General features: G+C 39.1%; 16 protein-coding genes and 1 tRNA gene. 5 read left to right on the top strand and 12 right to left on the bottom strand.

What is annotated here, in order from left to right; all coding sequences use genetic code 11:
• Positions 1-10: 10 nt before the first annotated feature.
• The 3 genes from KKH91_02205 (at position 11) to KKH91_02195 (ending at position 1,312) form a co-directional block, all read left to right on the top strand.
• The gene (locus tag KKH91_02205) at positions 11-766 is read left to right on the top strand and encodes a slipin family protein (GenBank protein ID MBU0951630.1); all 756 of its coding nucleotides are present in this window, start codon (positions 11-13) and stop codon (positions 764-766) included.
• 76 nt (positions 767-842) lie between these two features.
• Positions 843-1,031 carry a hypothetical protein gene (locus KKH91_02200; GenBank protein MBU0951629.1) on the top strand — a complete coding sequence of 63 codons (189 nt, stop codon included), beginning with the start codon at positions 843-845 and terminating at the stop codon, positions 1,029-1,031.
• The gene (locus tag KKH91_02195; protein MBU0951628.1) at positions 1,016-1,312 is read left to right on the top strand and encodes a type II toxin-antitoxin system RelE/ParE family toxin; all 297 of its coding nucleotides are present in this window, start codon (positions 1,016-1,018) and stop codon (positions 1,310-1,312) included. Before KKH91_02200 ends, KKH91_02195 begins: the two co-directional genes overlap by 16 nt.
• A 186-nt stretch (positions 1,313-1,498) precedes the next feature.
• On the opposite strand, the gene KKH91_02190 is transcribed toward KKH91_02195, so the two are convergent.
• The 9 genes from KKH91_02190 to KKH91_02150 form a co-directional block, all read right to left on the bottom strand.
• Positions 1,499-1,747 (bottom strand): ATPase, encoded by a 249-nt coding sequence (locus KKH91_02190; protein ID MBU0951627.1) that lies wholly within the window; start codon positions 1,745-1,747, stop codon positions 1,499-1,501.
• Positions 1,748-1,771: 24 nt separating this feature from the next.
• The gene (locus KKH91_02185) at positions 1,772-2,353 is read right to left on the bottom strand and encodes a hypothetical protein (GenBank protein MBU0951626.1); all 582 of its coding nucleotides are present in this window, start codon (positions 2,351-2,353) and stop codon (positions 1,772-1,774) included.
• Positions 2,354-2,620: 267 nt separating this feature from the next.
• Positions 2,621-2,956 carry a hypothetical protein gene (locus KKH91_02180; protein ID MBU0951625.1) on the bottom strand — a complete coding sequence of 112 codons (336 nt, stop codon included), beginning with the start codon at positions 2,954-2,956 and terminating at the stop codon, positions 2,621-2,623.
• Positions 2,956-3,300 carry a DUF559 domain-containing protein gene (locus tag KKH91_02175; protein ID MBU0951624.1) on the bottom strand — a complete coding sequence of 115 codons (345 nt, stop codon included), beginning with the start codon at positions 3,298-3,300 and terminating at the stop codon, positions 2,956-2,958. Before KKH91_02175 ends, KKH91_02180 begins: the two co-directional genes overlap by 1 nt.
• Positions 3,301-3,387: 87 nt before the next feature.
• On the bottom strand, positions 3,388-4,725 hold the full coding sequence (locus tag KKH91_02170; protein MBU0951623.1) for an ATP-binding protein: 1,338 nt from the start codon (positions 4,723-4,725) through the stop codon (positions 3,388-3,390).
• A 77-nt stretch (positions 4,726-4,802) separates the two neighbouring features.
• On the bottom strand, positions 4,803-5,465 hold the full coding sequence (locus KKH91_02165; GenBank protein ID MBU0951622.1) for a hypothetical protein: 663 nt from the start codon (positions 5,463-5,465) through the stop codon (positions 4,803-4,805).
• The gene (gene mnmG, locus KKH91_02160; protein ID MBU0951621.1) at positions 5,459-7,312 is read right to left on the bottom strand and encodes a tRNA uridine-5-carboxymethylaminomethyl(34) synthesis enzyme MnmG; all 1,854 of its coding nucleotides are present in this window, start codon (positions 7,310-7,312) and stop codon (positions 5,459-5,461) included. Before mnmG ends, KKH91_02165 begins: the two co-directional genes overlap by 7 nt.
• Before the next feature lie 110 nt (positions 7,313-7,422).
• Positions 7,423-9,297, bottom strand: coding sequence for a trypsin-like peptidase domain-containing protein (locus KKH91_02155; GenBank protein MBU0951620.1), 1,875 nt, complete (start codon positions 9,295-9,297; stop codon positions 7,423-7,425).
• On the bottom strand, positions 9,294-10,673 hold the full coding sequence (locus tag KKH91_02150; GenBank protein ID MBU0951619.1) for a PDZ domain-containing protein: 1,380 nt from the start codon (positions 10,671-10,673) through the stop codon (positions 9,294-9,296). Before KKH91_02150 ends, KKH91_02155 begins: the two co-directional genes overlap by 4 nt.
• Before the next feature lie 88 nt (positions 10,674-10,761).
• Here KKH91_02150 and KKH91_02145 point away from each other — a divergent pair.
• Positions 10,762-10,833, top strand: a tRNA-Lys gene (locus KKH91_02145).
• 127 nt (positions 10,834-10,960) lie between these two features.
• On the opposite strand, the gene KKH91_02140 is transcribed toward KKH91_02145, so the two are convergent.
• From KKH91_02140 to KKH91_02130, 3 genes are all read right to left on the bottom strand, one after another.
• On the bottom strand, positions 10,961-12,367 hold the full coding sequence (locus KKH91_02140; GenBank protein ID MBU0951618.1) for a flippase: 1,407 nt from the start codon (positions 12,365-12,367) through the stop codon (positions 10,961-10,963).
• A 16-nt stretch (positions 12,368-12,383) separates the two neighbouring features.
• Positions 12,384-13,505 (bottom strand): DUF362 domain-containing protein, encoded by a 1,122-nt coding sequence (locus tag KKH91_02135; protein MBU0951617.1) that lies wholly within the window; start codon positions 13,503-13,505, stop codon positions 12,384-12,386.
• Between the two features lie 126 nt (positions 13,506-13,631).
• A complete protein-coding gene (locus KKH91_02130; GenBank protein MBU0951616.1) occupies positions 13,632-14,516 on the bottom strand; it encodes a diguanylate cyclase in 885 nt (294 codons plus the stop codon).
• Between the two features lie 174 nt (positions 14,517-14,690).
• On the opposite strand from KKH91_02130, the gene KKH91_02125 reads away from it, so the two are divergent.
• Positions 14,691-14,914 (top strand): hypothetical protein (locus KKH91_02125; GenBank protein MBU0951615.1); only part of this gene is annotated, 224 nt, incomplete at its 3' end.

Here is a 14,914-nt window from a genome sequence, read left to right as displayed (position 1 = left end):
GGAGGAAGAAATGTTTTCAGTAACGGGCATAACTATCATAACTATAGTAATTTTAGCGGTGATTTTTTTAATGAATGCGGTACGCGTAGTAAACGAGTATGAAAGAGGCGTAATTTTCAGATTAGGCAGATTGATCGGCGCAAAAGGCCCTGGTTTATTTTTCCTTATTCCCATTGTAGACAGGCTGGTAAAAATCAGCCTTAGAACAACCACTATGGATATCCCCACCCAGGAAGTTATTACAAAAGATAACGTTCCGGCTAAGGTAAATGCCGTTTGTTATTTCAGGGTTGTTGACCCGAATAAAGCTGTTGTGAGCATAGAGAATTATATTTACGGTACTAACCAAATTTCACAGACCACACTTAGAAGCGTGCTCGGCCAGGTGGACCTGGATACTCTTTTAGGCGAAAGGGAACAGATTAACCTTAAGTTGCAGCAGATTATTGACCAACAGACCGAACCGTGGGGCATAAAGGTAAGTGTAGTTGAAGTGAAAGATGTTCAGATTCCCGAACAGATGCAGAGAGCTATTGCCAGGCAGGCAGAAGCTGAAAGAGAAAGACGCGCAAAGGTTATTAATGCTGAAGGCGAATTTCAGGCATCAGAAAAACTTGCTATGGCTGCAGAAATTATCAGCAAAAACCCCGCTGCAATTCAGTTAAGATTTTTACAGACAGTTACTGAATTGGCTTCAGAAAAAAGCACAACCCTGGTACTGCCAATACCGATAGATCTATTAAAAGCCTTCACCGAAAAGAGATAAACGGATTGATTTGGCTTTTTATTTGAAAATATTATAAAATAATTTATAGGCATATTTTGGTTTTTTGGAGGTACTAGTGACTATCACAAAACAGAATGTTTTGGACTTAGTAGGAGAATTGCCTGCAAAAGTGGATATTGACGAATTAATTTATCGTCTTTATTTGAGAAAAAAAATAGAATCAGCAGAAGAAGATGTGCGCAAAAACCGGATGATTTCGCATGAAAATATCATTAAGGGGACTACTAAGTGGTTCAAGAAATAAAGTGGACGCGGCAATCTTATAAAGATTTAAGAAATATCTATGATTTTATAGCCCTGGATTCAATTAGATATGCTCAAGTACAAATCGAAAACATTATTCAATCTACATTAAAGCTTGCCAAATATCCGTTAATAGGCCGAAAAATACCGGAATTCCCACACTTGCCTTATCGTGAAATAATAGCTGATAATTACCGGATTATTTACCAAATAACAAAAGAAAAACATAAAATAATTATCATGACTATTATTCACGGCAGACGCTTGCTTCCTTTTAAATAAACGTAGCAATATAACAAAGATTTTTGCAACAAGTCAATACTTTCAATTATCATCTCCATTGACGGGAGAGGATTAAGGTGAGGGTGCTGATTTTCTTTACGAACCTTCATTTCAAATAATTCATATTTTTGGCAAGATTTGGAACGTTATTTAATCTTTTTCTGAGATTCTTTGGCTTTCAGGTAATTATGTCCGGAAACAATTGGGTGTTTCACGCATTTTTCCATCTGGTGCTTCCAATTTCAACCCGTGACAAAATGTCACGACTTCACTCCCTTCCTCTATCAACCTTTGCTTGAGTTTCCTCCAATATGCGCCGGAATCTGTACTACCAGTTAAAATATCACATACATCAACTATCGAAAACCACCACTCGTTATTATGAAGCGTTTTCCTAATCCTGCGCCCTTTAAATAAAGCTATTTTTGTTTCCATTTAATCCTCCTGATGCTACTTCATTTATTTTATAAAATTGATTACAGATAAGCCACAGTCTTTCCATATATACGCGGGTTCGGTTGATAGGAATAATTTTACATTTGGTAATTTTTCCTTTAATAGGGCAATTAATTGTATGTAAATCCTGGTTCTTATAGGACGGAAATACCTGTATTTCCCATCCGGACACACAACAAACTCATCAAGCAGAAGCTCCGGCGCAGTTTTCTCCAGCTTTTTCATTAATCCTTTGGTAAAACGCAGGCAGGACACCCCAATAGATTGAATTTTACCGGTATTCAGCATATCAGCTATTAATTCTACTGTTTTCCTGTAGTCTTCAAGCAAGGTTTTGGTGTTTATTATCGGTTCAAACCTCAACCCGACATTAATCCCAAACTCCTGACACTTTCTTGCAGCCTCTATCCTTCTCGCCAGCGATGCGGTCTTATTTTCCAGTCTTTCAACCACATTTTCCGGGCTAAGCGTAAATACAACGCTGAATTTTTCTTTATTTTTTAAGGTTCCCAAGAAATCCACATTATCTGTTTTTGTTCTTAGTTCAATTTGTATATCCGGAATGTCAGAAATAATTTCATCCAAATATTTTATTAACCCTGATTCCGGCTCAAAAACAAGGCTGTCTGCGTTTTCCCCCGCATTTAAATAGATTTTCCCTTCAACGTTTTTTCTTAATTCTGTGATTTCTTTTTGGAGTTCCGTGAAATTGGTATATACTTTTGGCTGGGCTTTCTTATTTATGTCCTGCAGGTAACAATAACTGCAGTTTAAGGGGCAGGAACTGGCAATTCGCAGTACATATTCGGGAATCCAATGATATCTTTGCCGTAATCGTACTTCTGGATAAACTTATTTTTCCGGAGCGTTGATTCGAAGTTCATAATCACCTTCACTGTTGAATTGAAATGAAACATCAACACCTTCGAAATTGGTACTATGCTTTATATTCCCTGCTTTAACTGCTTTTTTATATTTCTGCTCGCATTTGGTAATCTCGGGATAGCGTAAACTGTAAAGAAAATCTACAAGTTTTTCTCCTTTTTGGGAATTATTCAGTTTCTGGTTAGAATTGATTTCCATTATTTCAGGCAGGTTTAATATTTGTTCAACGCTGAGGGCATCGCGCCTTGAGATTTCACTTAGATACTTTTCAACTTTTATTTTGTTTGAGAAAGTAAGATGCATTAAAGAAGCCTTTTTGTAATATACTCTAAAACACTGTTTATATTTTTCAAAACATCATTATCCCAGAATCTTAACACTTTATATCCCTGGCTTTTAAACCAGGCGTCCTTTCTTTCCTTTTCTGCCTTGTCTAAAGGAGTCTGGGCGCCATTAAGTTCAATAATCATTTTTTCTTTTATGTTAGCAAAAGTTGCCGTATAATCGCCTATTCTTTCAAGCTTTAAAAACTTGGCCCCGTTATCGTCGTATCTTTGTAAATATTCCCACAATGTTTTTTCAGCAAGGGTTAATTCCCTCGCATACCTGAACCTGCCTCTTTTTTCATTGCTTATTGGTTTATCCATAAAATTATTAACTCCTCTCTAGGAACTCTCCTATTTCCCCTCCAGGCCTTAAGGCACAGGCCGCAAATCATTGTTTATATAAACTGATTACCTGGAAGCAGTTTCCATTGTTTCCCGCGCTAAACGACGCATATGCTCTATCATGTACAGGGGAATAGTAAGAACCTTATCATACAGTGAAAGTTTATCCATCGCAAATCGAATTCCGAACGGAACTTTCTTTTCTTCTAGAAACAATCTCAACGATTTTAACGATCCGGACTTGCCTGCCTTTACTTCAATAGGAATTATATGTGTATCTACTTCATAAACATAATCAACTTCAGCTGAACTGTTCCTTTTATCTCTTGCCCAGAAAAAAAGCTGCCTATTCAAATAGCGGTCTTCGTAGGCGCGCAGTTCCTGGCCTACAAACTGTTCGGCTGCTGAACCTGAATTTATTTGCATAATATCAGCATCAAGCAAAAGTTTTGCCTGTAATCCGCAGGCATTCTGCATAAGGCCAATATCCAGGTAATTTAGTTTGAATTTTTTATCATTCGCCTGCGCTCCCAGGGGAACTCCGGACGCGGCGGAAGCGGCTACTTGTTTTATTACTCCGGCCAAAGACAGAAGATTTACAGCGTTTTTTATATCTCTTGATTTGCTTTCAATATCAATCTTTGAAAATTTAATTCTTTCACCAACCAGCCTGGGAGCTTTATCAAACACCTTCTGTAAGTATTTTTGTTCGGAAAATTTCGCGTATTTGCCGAAATCGCTTCTATAGGTCTGAATAAGCGCATTCTGGATTCTGCTTGCCTGCGTAAAATCTTTAGTGTCAAAATAAGCCTTAACAGCCGCCGGCATCCCTCCGACAATAAAATATTCGCGTATCAGCTTCATCAACGCTTGGTGAATGCTATTTTCTATTTCACTACTGATATGCAAGTCTTTTAAGTAGGATCTAAGCTGATCGTTGCCCGATGCAGTTAAAAATTCTGCAAATGATAACGGTTCGAGATATATAAACTGGACTCTTCCTACAGGGATTCTAATATCTTCCGTTTCCAATGCAAATTCCACAAGCGACCCGGCGCCTATAACGGAAATATAGTTTTTATTCTCTTTGAAATATCTCAAAGACATTATCGCATTCGGGCATTCCTGTATTTCATCAAAAAAAAGCAAGGTATTTTCATCTATAACTACACCTAACACTATTTTAAGTTTATTTATGATGTCATCAGGTTCAAGGGTATTAAAACAATCTTTGAGTTCAGGATGGAGGTCAAAATTAATAACTACCGTGTTTTTAAATGCTTTTTTTCCAAATGCTTCAACGGTATAACTTTTCCCAACCTGTCGGGCGCCTCTCATTAACAAAGGAAGCTTTTCTTTTTGTTCTTTCCATTGATATAGCTCTTTTTCAATATCTCTAATCATTTTTATCCCCTAAATAACCACAATGGTCTTAATACAAGGGTATTATATACATTTTTTGGTCAAAATACAAGGATGTACTATTTTATTCCTTTACACGCCTTTAGGCACAGGCCGCAAATCATGGTGCCGATGAATTGTATTTTTTCGAATTTTCTTAATTGGATACGGCATTTATCCGAATCAAATGTTTTTGGACTGTCGCCTATTGCTCCTGCGGGACAAACTTCCGCGCATAATTTACAAGTCCCGCAATCTTCTTGCAGCGGTTTATCAGCTTCAAGGGGCATATCGGTGAGCAGGGTTATGTATCTAACTTGTGAACCATACAACGGCGACACGGTCAGATTATTTTTTCCCCGCCAGCCCAAACCCGCCAGCTCGGCGATTTCCCTGTGAGAAACGGTACCCTTCATCTTTTCCCAGTCTATCACCTGCGAAGAAGGAACCGGCAGAGCCTGGAATCCTTCTCTTTGAATTAATTCTGCAACTTTTAGAATAGTACCATCAAGCAAAACATTTGCTCTTTGATAATGGAAATAATATAACGGGCTGGGTTTATCAATAAGCGAATCAAGAACTTTTTGGCTCAATCTGTACCCAAGCACTAATGCCCGGTCTAAATCCTTTACAATATCCTGAGAAAGAATAAAGCGGCTTTTTATGCCCGCAGCGTCGGCGACGCCAAATAACGAAATACCTTCATTTAATACAAATTCTTTAAGCGCTTCTTTTGTTAACATTTTTCCCCGGCTGTTGCTTTATATTTTTGTAAATTAACCAATAGTATGGCAATATCCGAAGAAGTTACGCCGGAAATCCTTGCCGCCTGCCCGATGGACTGCGGTTTTATCTGTTTGAATTTTGTCTGAGCTTCCCTGAGCAGGCCGCGGATACTTTCATAATCAAAATCTGCCGGTATCTTTTTATTTTCAAGTTTCTTAAATTTCTCAACTTCCTGTAACTGCCTCCGGATATAGCCGGCGTATTTTATTTCTATTTCCACCTGGTTTCTTATTTTTGCTTCAGTCCAGGGAAGCAATTCTTCCGGGTTTCCCCGCTCTACTGCAGGGACAGCTTCTTCGTATGTTTTTCCCCTTCTTAATAATTGCGCTCTGGAAACATCCGCGCCCGGAACTTTTATTTTTTCGAATGATTCCACTCTATTTTTGACCTGATCGCGGTACTTGCAGAATTTACTATAGTTTTCGTTTGAAATCAGCCCGAATTTTTTGCCGTAATCCATCAAACGCAAATCAGCATTGTCGCTTCGCAATATAAGGCGGAATTCCGCCCTGGAAGTAAACATTCTGTATGGGTCCAAAACTCCTTTTGTAACCAGGTCGTCAATGAGAACACCCAGATATGCTTCATCCCTGCGTAAAATAAACGGCTCTTCATTACGTATTTTTAAAACAGCATTTATGCCTGCCATTAAACCCTGTCCTGCGGCCTCTTCATAGCCCGTAGTCCCGTTAATCTGGCCGGCAAAATAAAGCCCGGGAACTAATTTAGTTTCTAATGTCGGATTTAATTGGAGAGGCTGGCAGAAATCATATTCTATCGCATAGCCGTAACGCATAATCTGTGCATTTTCACAGCCATCTAATGAATGTACAATTTGATCCTGGACATCTTCAGGAAGACTGGTTGATATTCCGTTGCAATAAACCCAATTTGTGCCGTAACCTTCCGGCTCCAGGAAAACCTGATGCCTGTCTTTATCAGAAAACCTAACAACCTTGTCTTCAATCGACGGGCAATAGCGCGGGCCGACGCTTTTAATAACTCCGGAGTAAAGCGGAGACCGGTCCAGGTTGGCTCTTATGGCTTTATGTGTATTCTCGTTTGTGTAAGTTATCCAGCAGGGAAGCTGTTCCTGTGGAATTGTTGTAGTGAAATGAGAAAAAGGAACCGGCGGGTTATCCCCATCCTGTCTTCCTGTTTTTGAATAATCAATGGTGCCCGAATTTATTCTGGGCGGTGTACCTGTTTTAAGCCTGCCTACTTCAAAACCAAGTTCTCTCAACGATTCGGAGAGATGCTCCGCCGAAGGTTCATTTATCCTGCCTGAGGAAAAATGTTTCAGACCGACATGTATAACACCCTTCAGGAAAGTGCCTGTCGTTAAAATAACAGCCTTTGAAAAATATTTTTCCCCTGATTTTTCCTGAACTCCGATGATTTGATTTTTGTCCGTGAGAATTTTTACCGCCTCGCCTTGCATTAAGATAAGGTTTTTTTGGTTTTCAAGCACTTTCTTTGCTTCGCTACTATATAATGCCCGGTCGCATTGCGCCCTGGGTGATTGGACCGCAGGGCCTTTTGACATGTTGAGCATGCGGAACTGCAAAGCAGTCTTGTCGGTCATTTTTGCCATTTCCCCGCCAAGAGCGTCAATCTCGCGCACCATCTGGCCCTTTGCAAGCCCGCCGATAGCCGGGTTACAGGACATCTGCGCTATTGAATCAAGGTTCATTGTCAGCAACAGGGTTGAACAGCCCATTCGCGCGCTGGACAGCGCCGCTTCAACACCTGCGTGCCCCGCGCCGATAACAATAATATCGAATTTGTCAGGATAGCTGAACATACGAAAATTATATAAGATTTTTGCCCAAAAAGCGACATCTTGTCCGCTGGACGTGTAATTTGATTTTTTATAAAGTTTTTATTATAAATATACCAATGACTTCATTTGATCTAATTCTTTAGAAGTTTTATTATCTGGTAGGTGAATGGTTTGTAGCTTTCTTTGCTGCCGGTTGCAGTTATAAGTTTTTCGTCTATTTCCAGTTCTGTCCCGGTAGGGTTAATCTTATATTTCTGCAATTCTGATACATACTTTTGAGCAAAAGTTATTCTTTTGTCGCCAAGTTTCATCTCTGTACCTGCTAAAGCAATCATACCGCTGCCTTCAACAGCTACCACTTTATCCTTGCCCATAGCAGAGCTTATAACAGCTGTGATTTTATTCTTGTTAGAAGCATATTTTTCTGATAATTTATCACCCAAAACTATAACAGCATCGTAAGAATCATCGGTCAAATCATCTACTGAAACATTGGCCTCCAGCTTGCCTTTTTCTTTATCATTTTCAATTAAATCTATAGTTTTACCGTTCATCCCGCAGTAGGATACGCTTACACCATAAAACAGGGATGCCATCTTTACAGTTTCATACAACTCGTTTGGCAATGTATCAGAAAGAACTATCGCAATTACTTTTTTGCCTGTTAAAGTATATCTCATAGAAAAAAACAGAGGAACCGTGCTTTTACCCCGGAGAACTTCCAAAGAAATATATTTTTCTTTATTTTTCAAAGCTGCCAGAATATTTTCCTTAAAATCTGCCGAGGTTTTTACCGGCTTTTCATCAACCTTGTTAATGACATCGCCTGCCTGAAGTTCAGATTCTATTGCCAGGGGGCCCATTATTTTTGAAACCCAGATTCCGTCGTAAACTGGCAGGCTGTATTTAAGATAAATCGGCACTGTAATGTCCTTAAAAGCGAAACCAAAATCTTCATATACATTTTGCTTTAATTCAATTTCCGTAAGAGGGCTTTCAACAGTTTGAAGGGTAATGGAAGTTTTATTAAAACTCAGCAAACTTGTTGTCTGGGTCAGCAATTCCAAGGTTACTTTTTCGTTTATCGGAAAGGTTGCAATCTCCCACTGATAATCATTGGCCTGCCTCTCTTCCGTTGCCGATACTTCCTTGTTATTCATAGAAATAATTACATCGCCTGTTTTAATACCGGCTTTTTCAGCCGGTGCCTTTTTATAGACTGTTTCAACCAGAAGGCCTTTCTTAATATTAAACGCCTGTGAAAACTCATTTGTAATAGGGTAAAAATCCATCCCCAGGTAACTGTATTTTACGGCTTTTTCAGTATTAATCCTGTTATTGATGTACTTTGCAATATTTATAGGTATGGCAAACCCGATACCTTCGGAAATATTCTTGGATGTTGAAGCGTAATTGATTCCTATTACTTCCCCTTTCATATTTATCATGGGGCCGCCGCTGTTTCCCGGGTTGATTGCGGCGTCAGTTTGTATAACATTTACCGGAAATTCCCACCCGGGGCCTGCTGAAAACGGCCTGCCTACATGGCTGATAACGCCCGCTGTAGCTGTTTCTTCAAGCCCGAACGGAGAACCCAGTACAACTATTTTCTCCCCAAGCTTGATTTTATCCGAATCGCCCAGTTTTAATACTGTCAGTTTCCTATCCGGGATAATCTTTAACACCGCTACGTCAACCCGCGCGTCATAACCTATCACCTGTGCGGGATACTGATAATTATTCTCAACCAAAACTGCTACTCTTTCCTTGACTGCAGTAAACGGGTCGTCAATATCTTCCCTATCATCCCAAAGTTTTGATACTACGTGGGCATTGGTTAAAATGTAACCGTCTTTATCAATAATAAATCCGCTTCCTATGCCTGTTTCCGTATAAACGGTTACTACGCCGGGCATAAGTTTTTTTGAAAATGTTACAATTTCGTCAGCAATAGCCGCACTGTAAAACAATATAATTAATATTATTGAATTTATTACTTTATTCATTTGCTATCATCCTGCCTCTTCGCGCCTAACTCAGGTTTTATTATCCTTGTCATTGTCTTATTGCCGCGGTATACCTGCACAATGATGTACTTTGTGTTTTTATCTTTAAGTTTACCGAGAATATTCTGCCAGGAACTGACAGCGGATACTTCGGCTAACTGTATATGCGTAATTACATCTGACCTTTCGAGTTTTGCATAAGAAGCCGGCGTACCCTGTTCTACGTCGACTATCAATAACCCTTTATCTGTGAAAAGGTTCAGGGAATTATAAAGCGCGTCATTGACTTCTTCAACGGTTATGCCCAGCCAGGAACTTCTGGGCTGTTTTAATTCAGGATATTTCACAGGTTCAACCTGAAAAGTTTTTTCTTCTTTATTTCTGATTACCCTAAAATTCATCTTACCGCCGGGCATGTTCGACCTTATAAGATCCGAGAACAGCCTTGCGCCCTTGGCTTCGGCAGGGATAGTCCTTCCATTTATTTCTATGATTACATCTTTGGGCAGTAACCCGCCTTTTAGGGCCGGACTGTCCTTATAAGTTTTGGTAATAAGGATACCCTTGAAAGGAATACCCAGGCCCTCCGATTGGGTTTTTGAAAGATTATCAAACTCAATTCCGGCCCATGAAATTTCAGAGTCACCCTGTTTTTTAATTATTCGGCCTATAATTTCAGTTAAAGACTCAATTTCCAGGCATTGTTTTTCGGCGCGCATCATATCCAGTTCATCTCTCAATTTATCTTTTTTAATGTCAGTCAAGGAAAGGTTAAACCAATAAGCAGGAGCAACAATACCGGCTATTTCGCCTGACATATTCAAAAGCACTGCACCGTCAATATTTATATTAGGCACGCTCATTATCTGATTTGATAAACCAAACGGCAGGATAGCGGCAACCATCCCTGTATTTATTGCTTTTTCAAACTGGTAATCCTTGCCCAGTGAACCGATAGTAATTATTGACTGGCCGGTTTTCAAGGGAACTTTCGCAAACCTGATATCTGTTGTAACTTTAGGCGGTACAAGCTTGCTATCTATTTTTAGCAAGGTTATTCGCGCAACTTTATCACTACCAACCAATTTCGCCGGGTATTCCTCCAGGCCGACATAAACCCTTATATTCGTTGTTATTTCTGAGGATAAGTAAGAAGTGAGCACATAACCGCCGCTATTGATAATAAGGCCTGTTTTTTTAAAGGAATCCCTGGCAGGCTTATCCGCGATATTAGCGCTTACATCCGCTTCTATTGAAACTATATACGGCTTAATAGTTTCAAATAAAACCGTAATTTTTTGTTCATCAGAAGCTTTAATAGTACTTGGCAATACGGATAAGGTTACAAACAAAGCCAATAAATGCTTTTTAAACATGACATAATTTTAACTATTTTTGACCGAAATTGCAAAAGCATTTTAAAATATTGTATAATAACCCATCGTTAGGTTTTGAAGATTTCTTGGGTCGCTGGCTCAATGGTAGAGCAACGGACTCTTAATCCGTCGGTTACAGGTTCAACTCCTGTGCGACCCAAAAAATATTTATGATGCGGTTGAGTTAACCTTAAGCGCAGGCATTAAAGCAAACGTGGATTTTATTTTTGGTTTGCCGGAGGAGGCGATGGAGGACAAGAAAGATTCTGAGTATGAAAAAAATGGGATCAGGACTGAATCCAGGGGAATTTACTTTTAAAATCAAAACTGCCGAGTAAAACTAAAAAAATAAAATATATCGAAACAGCGGCAGGGATAGAAATAAGTAAACTCTGGTTTCTAATAAGAAAAACCAAAGCTCCCATCGCCAAAGCGGCCAGTACTGGCTTACGGCTTATTTTAAAAATATTTATTTTCCCCAGGCTTCCCGCCAAAAAGTACATACACAGCGCAAAAACCACTAGTTCGACAGTCAAATGGACCGCGCTTACCGCAATATAGCTGAATTTGGGTATTAAGAGATAATTTAAAACGATACAAACAACGCAGCAAATGAAATTAATAAAAGCATTATATTTCTGTTTGTCGCAGACTATCAGAAGATAGGTAAGGATGTAGTTCATAAACATAAATATTTCCGCCACTATTAAAATCCGGAAAACAGGTATAGAATTACTGAATTGCAGGCCATATAGAAACAAAATTATTTTATCTGCAAGAATCAAAACACCGATCGAAACAGGGATGATTATTATCAGCAGAACTTCAAGAGCCCTGTGGCTGTTTTCCAAAAGTTTTTTCGGATCAGTTACAAAAAGCCGGGAAAACCCCGGCAATAAAGCGCCCATAATACTTATAGGTATAAACCTCAAAGATTCTATCAATTTAAATGAGGCGCTGAACCAGCCGACAACCATATCTCCCTGCATTTTTGATAACATTACAACTCCAACCCTGAAATAAATTATGGCAAAAATAGCCGCTAGGTTAAAAAGAAAAAGTTCTTTCATTACTGACCAGCAAAATTTCAGGTCAAACTCCAGTTTGGGTACAAAGAAATTTATGCTCAGAACCGCAAAATTAAGCAAAATACTTATAACTGAAAATGCAAAATACGCTATAGCAAGCCCTATTAAACCTTTACCGGCCAATAACGCATACAAACCTGCAACTAACGGGGCTACTCGGGTAAATATAATCAAACCTGCTGAATACTGCATCTTTTCAAAAGCATAGAAAACTATCGTAAAAGTATCAGAAAACATTGTTATAACAGTCGAGGCGCCTATCAGATACACTATCATTTTAGTTTCCGGAGGATAACCCAGGGCGTTTATAACTATAACTATCAGGAACCACGCAATCACTGAAATAATCAGCCTGAGAAGCCCCAGATTGCTGGTGTATTTGCCCGCAAGTTCCTTATTTTTGGACACTTCTCTGATTGTATATACGTTAAAACCAAGGTCAATCAGGTTAGCAAATAAAACTCCGAAGGAAATTGCAAAAGCAAGTTTCCCGTACTCTGCAACTCCCAGGATTCTTGTTATCCAGACGTTGATAACAAAAGCGCCGGCCCTGCTGATAGCTTCCGAACCCATTAAAAATGAAGAATTTTTTATAATTTTGCCCATATTTTTTTTACGGCGGTTAATTTACTTCGTCCAATTTATAGCCGGTTGTGAACCCGGAATATTTAGACAAGTAATTGATCATAAGGTAAGGATTTTTTGCGTGGATTTTTTCAAATAAATGGCCCTTATTGTCGAGAAGTTCCCGCTGGTCTTTCGGCAGGCCCTTTTCAAGCAAATTCTCTGTTTTTATCATATCCAATGAGGCAGTCTCAATGGCACAAATGTTGCTGGAACCTAAAATCCCGATGTCCGGCACAATGGGTGGCGAGCTAAAACCCCAGCAATCGCAATAAATCGTTATATTAGTCAGGAAATTTATATACGTCATATTCTCCGGGTTTAACTTTTTCAAAAACTTGCTGGTCACAACCGCCATACCTTTGGCAAAGTTATTAAAGTTGCGGTTGTTCATCTTCAACGCGCCTCTCGGGCATTCTATGATACAATGCTGGCAGTAAGTACAGTTATGCGTGAAAATTTCTATCTCCTTCTTTCCCTTCTTTTTATTTTCCGCGCTCTGCAGGCCGATTGCATCCCTTTGGCAAACCTTGGCGCATTTTAAACAATAATTACACTTATTTTTATCATAAACTATCGCGCCTTCCAGGTGGTGTAATTTTCTCCTGGACGGGTTATCTACCATGCCCATGCCGATATTTTTTATTGCGCCGCCGAAACCGCAATCTCCGTGCCCCTTTAAATGTGACAGATTTATCAGGAATTCGCTGTCCAGGGCTTCGCCCGAAAAGAAAATCTTATCAATGGATTTGAATCCTATTTTTTCCCAATATCCGTATTTCCAGGTTTCTCCGAAAGTAGAAACCGCCGGACAGCCTACAATTTCCCTTAAATAGCCTCTTCCAATACCGTTTTTAGCATTATCGTCGATAATTTTTACTTCTTTTGCGCCCTCAGCCATTATTTCTTCTACCAAAGCTTTAATGAAAACCGGGTGTATTGTTGTAAAATTCAATCCCCAGCCAAAATGCATTTTTATTCCAACTTTTTTGCCTTTAATTTTCCCGGCAAAATTCATTTTTCTTACCAGGCGTTTCAATTTCGCTGGAAGAGACTTCGCTTGTTCCATTTTCTCTAATTGAGCATCAGCAAAATATACAACTGATTTATTTTCCGTCATTTTTTCCTTTGAGTTGAAGGTTATATATAACATCTCTGGCTTTTTCTACAAGAGCTTTGTATTTTTCTTCACCGTTATTCACTCTTTTACGCAGTTTAATTTTACTATTTTTTGTCATTTCATTTTTTACAGCATTTCATATTTTACCAGATTTTTACCGGTTTTTTTAATTGAATACATTACTGCATCAGCCTTTTCAAAAAGCAAATCTGCCGTGCATTTAGTGCTGGAGCATGTAACCACGCCGATACTGAACGATATAGGCCAGCTGTTTTCAGAAATTGTTTTATTTATTTTAATCTGAACCCGGGACATTATACTTTTTACCACGCTTTGGTCTGTCTCCGGGAAAAGAATTGCAAACTCATCGCCGCCCATCCTGGCAACCAGGTCTACCGGCCGGATTGATTCTTTCATGGCCAGCGCGATTGAACTGAGTACTATGTCTCCCATATTATGCCCATAGTTGTCATTTATGTTTTTAAAATTGTCTATGTCCATGTAAGCCAGGCTTAAAGAATGTTTGTAGCGCTCCATGCGTTCTATTTCCTTGGAAATTATTTCCACAAAATACCTGCCGTTTGCGATATCCGTAAGATGGTCGGTTCTTGCTAATTCATGTTCTAAAAAATATGCTTTTCTTAAGGCAGACAGCGCGTATGATGTAATTAAAAAGAAAACCAGGATTCCGGAACTGTTAAAAAAAGGAATATAAGGCATTGAATAAGGATGGTAGAGTATATAGTCAGCCATAAAAAACGCGGACGCTCCCAGGATCGCAACCGCAATACTGGCCCAACGGTGGACATACCAGGAAACCAGAAATATCGGTAGAATATAGAATACAGAGATGTTTATTTCTTCGCCGGTTTTGTAATCGATTAAACCGATTATTGCAACGAGGGAGATGCTGCCAATTGTAATTAGGGCTTTTGGGATTATGCCTACTTTCTTTCTTGGTTTTATGAGTGATTTTTTGTTCAAATAGGGTACTTTGGAAATTTTATACATGGTTTACACAGAACAATATATCATTTTTAGGAAGTAAAATAAAGCCCGGCACACCATTTCTAAATTTCTCTTGACAAATCTAATAAAACAGGCTATATACATAAGGTATGTGTGGTTAATTTTCCCTGTTTGCCTTATAGATTTTGAAGACCAAAAAAAAGGAGAGTCATTTCTATGGAACGTAATTATTTCAATTTTTCAAACAACAATTGCTTGTCCTATCTCGCCGCCAGGGTTAAATTCATCCTCCTGATTTTATTTTTTGCAGTAGATTTTTCTTATGCTGTAACTTTCAGCACAAAAACAATAAAATCCAGCGGCGGCGACTATACTTCCCTGACTGCATGGGAAGCCGGGGAGCAGGCTGATTTAGTCGCTCTTGACAGGGTAGCTGTCGC

The sequence above is a fragment of the Elusimicrobiota bacterium genome (assembly GCA_018816525.1).
Classification (GTDB): domain Bacteria; phylum Elusimicrobiota; class Endomicrobiia; order CG1-02-37-114; family XYA2-FULL-39-19; genus OXYB2-FULL-48-7.
The sequence above is the reverse complement of the archived record's forward strand: the minus strand, read 5'-3'. Positions and strand labels throughout refer to the sequence as shown.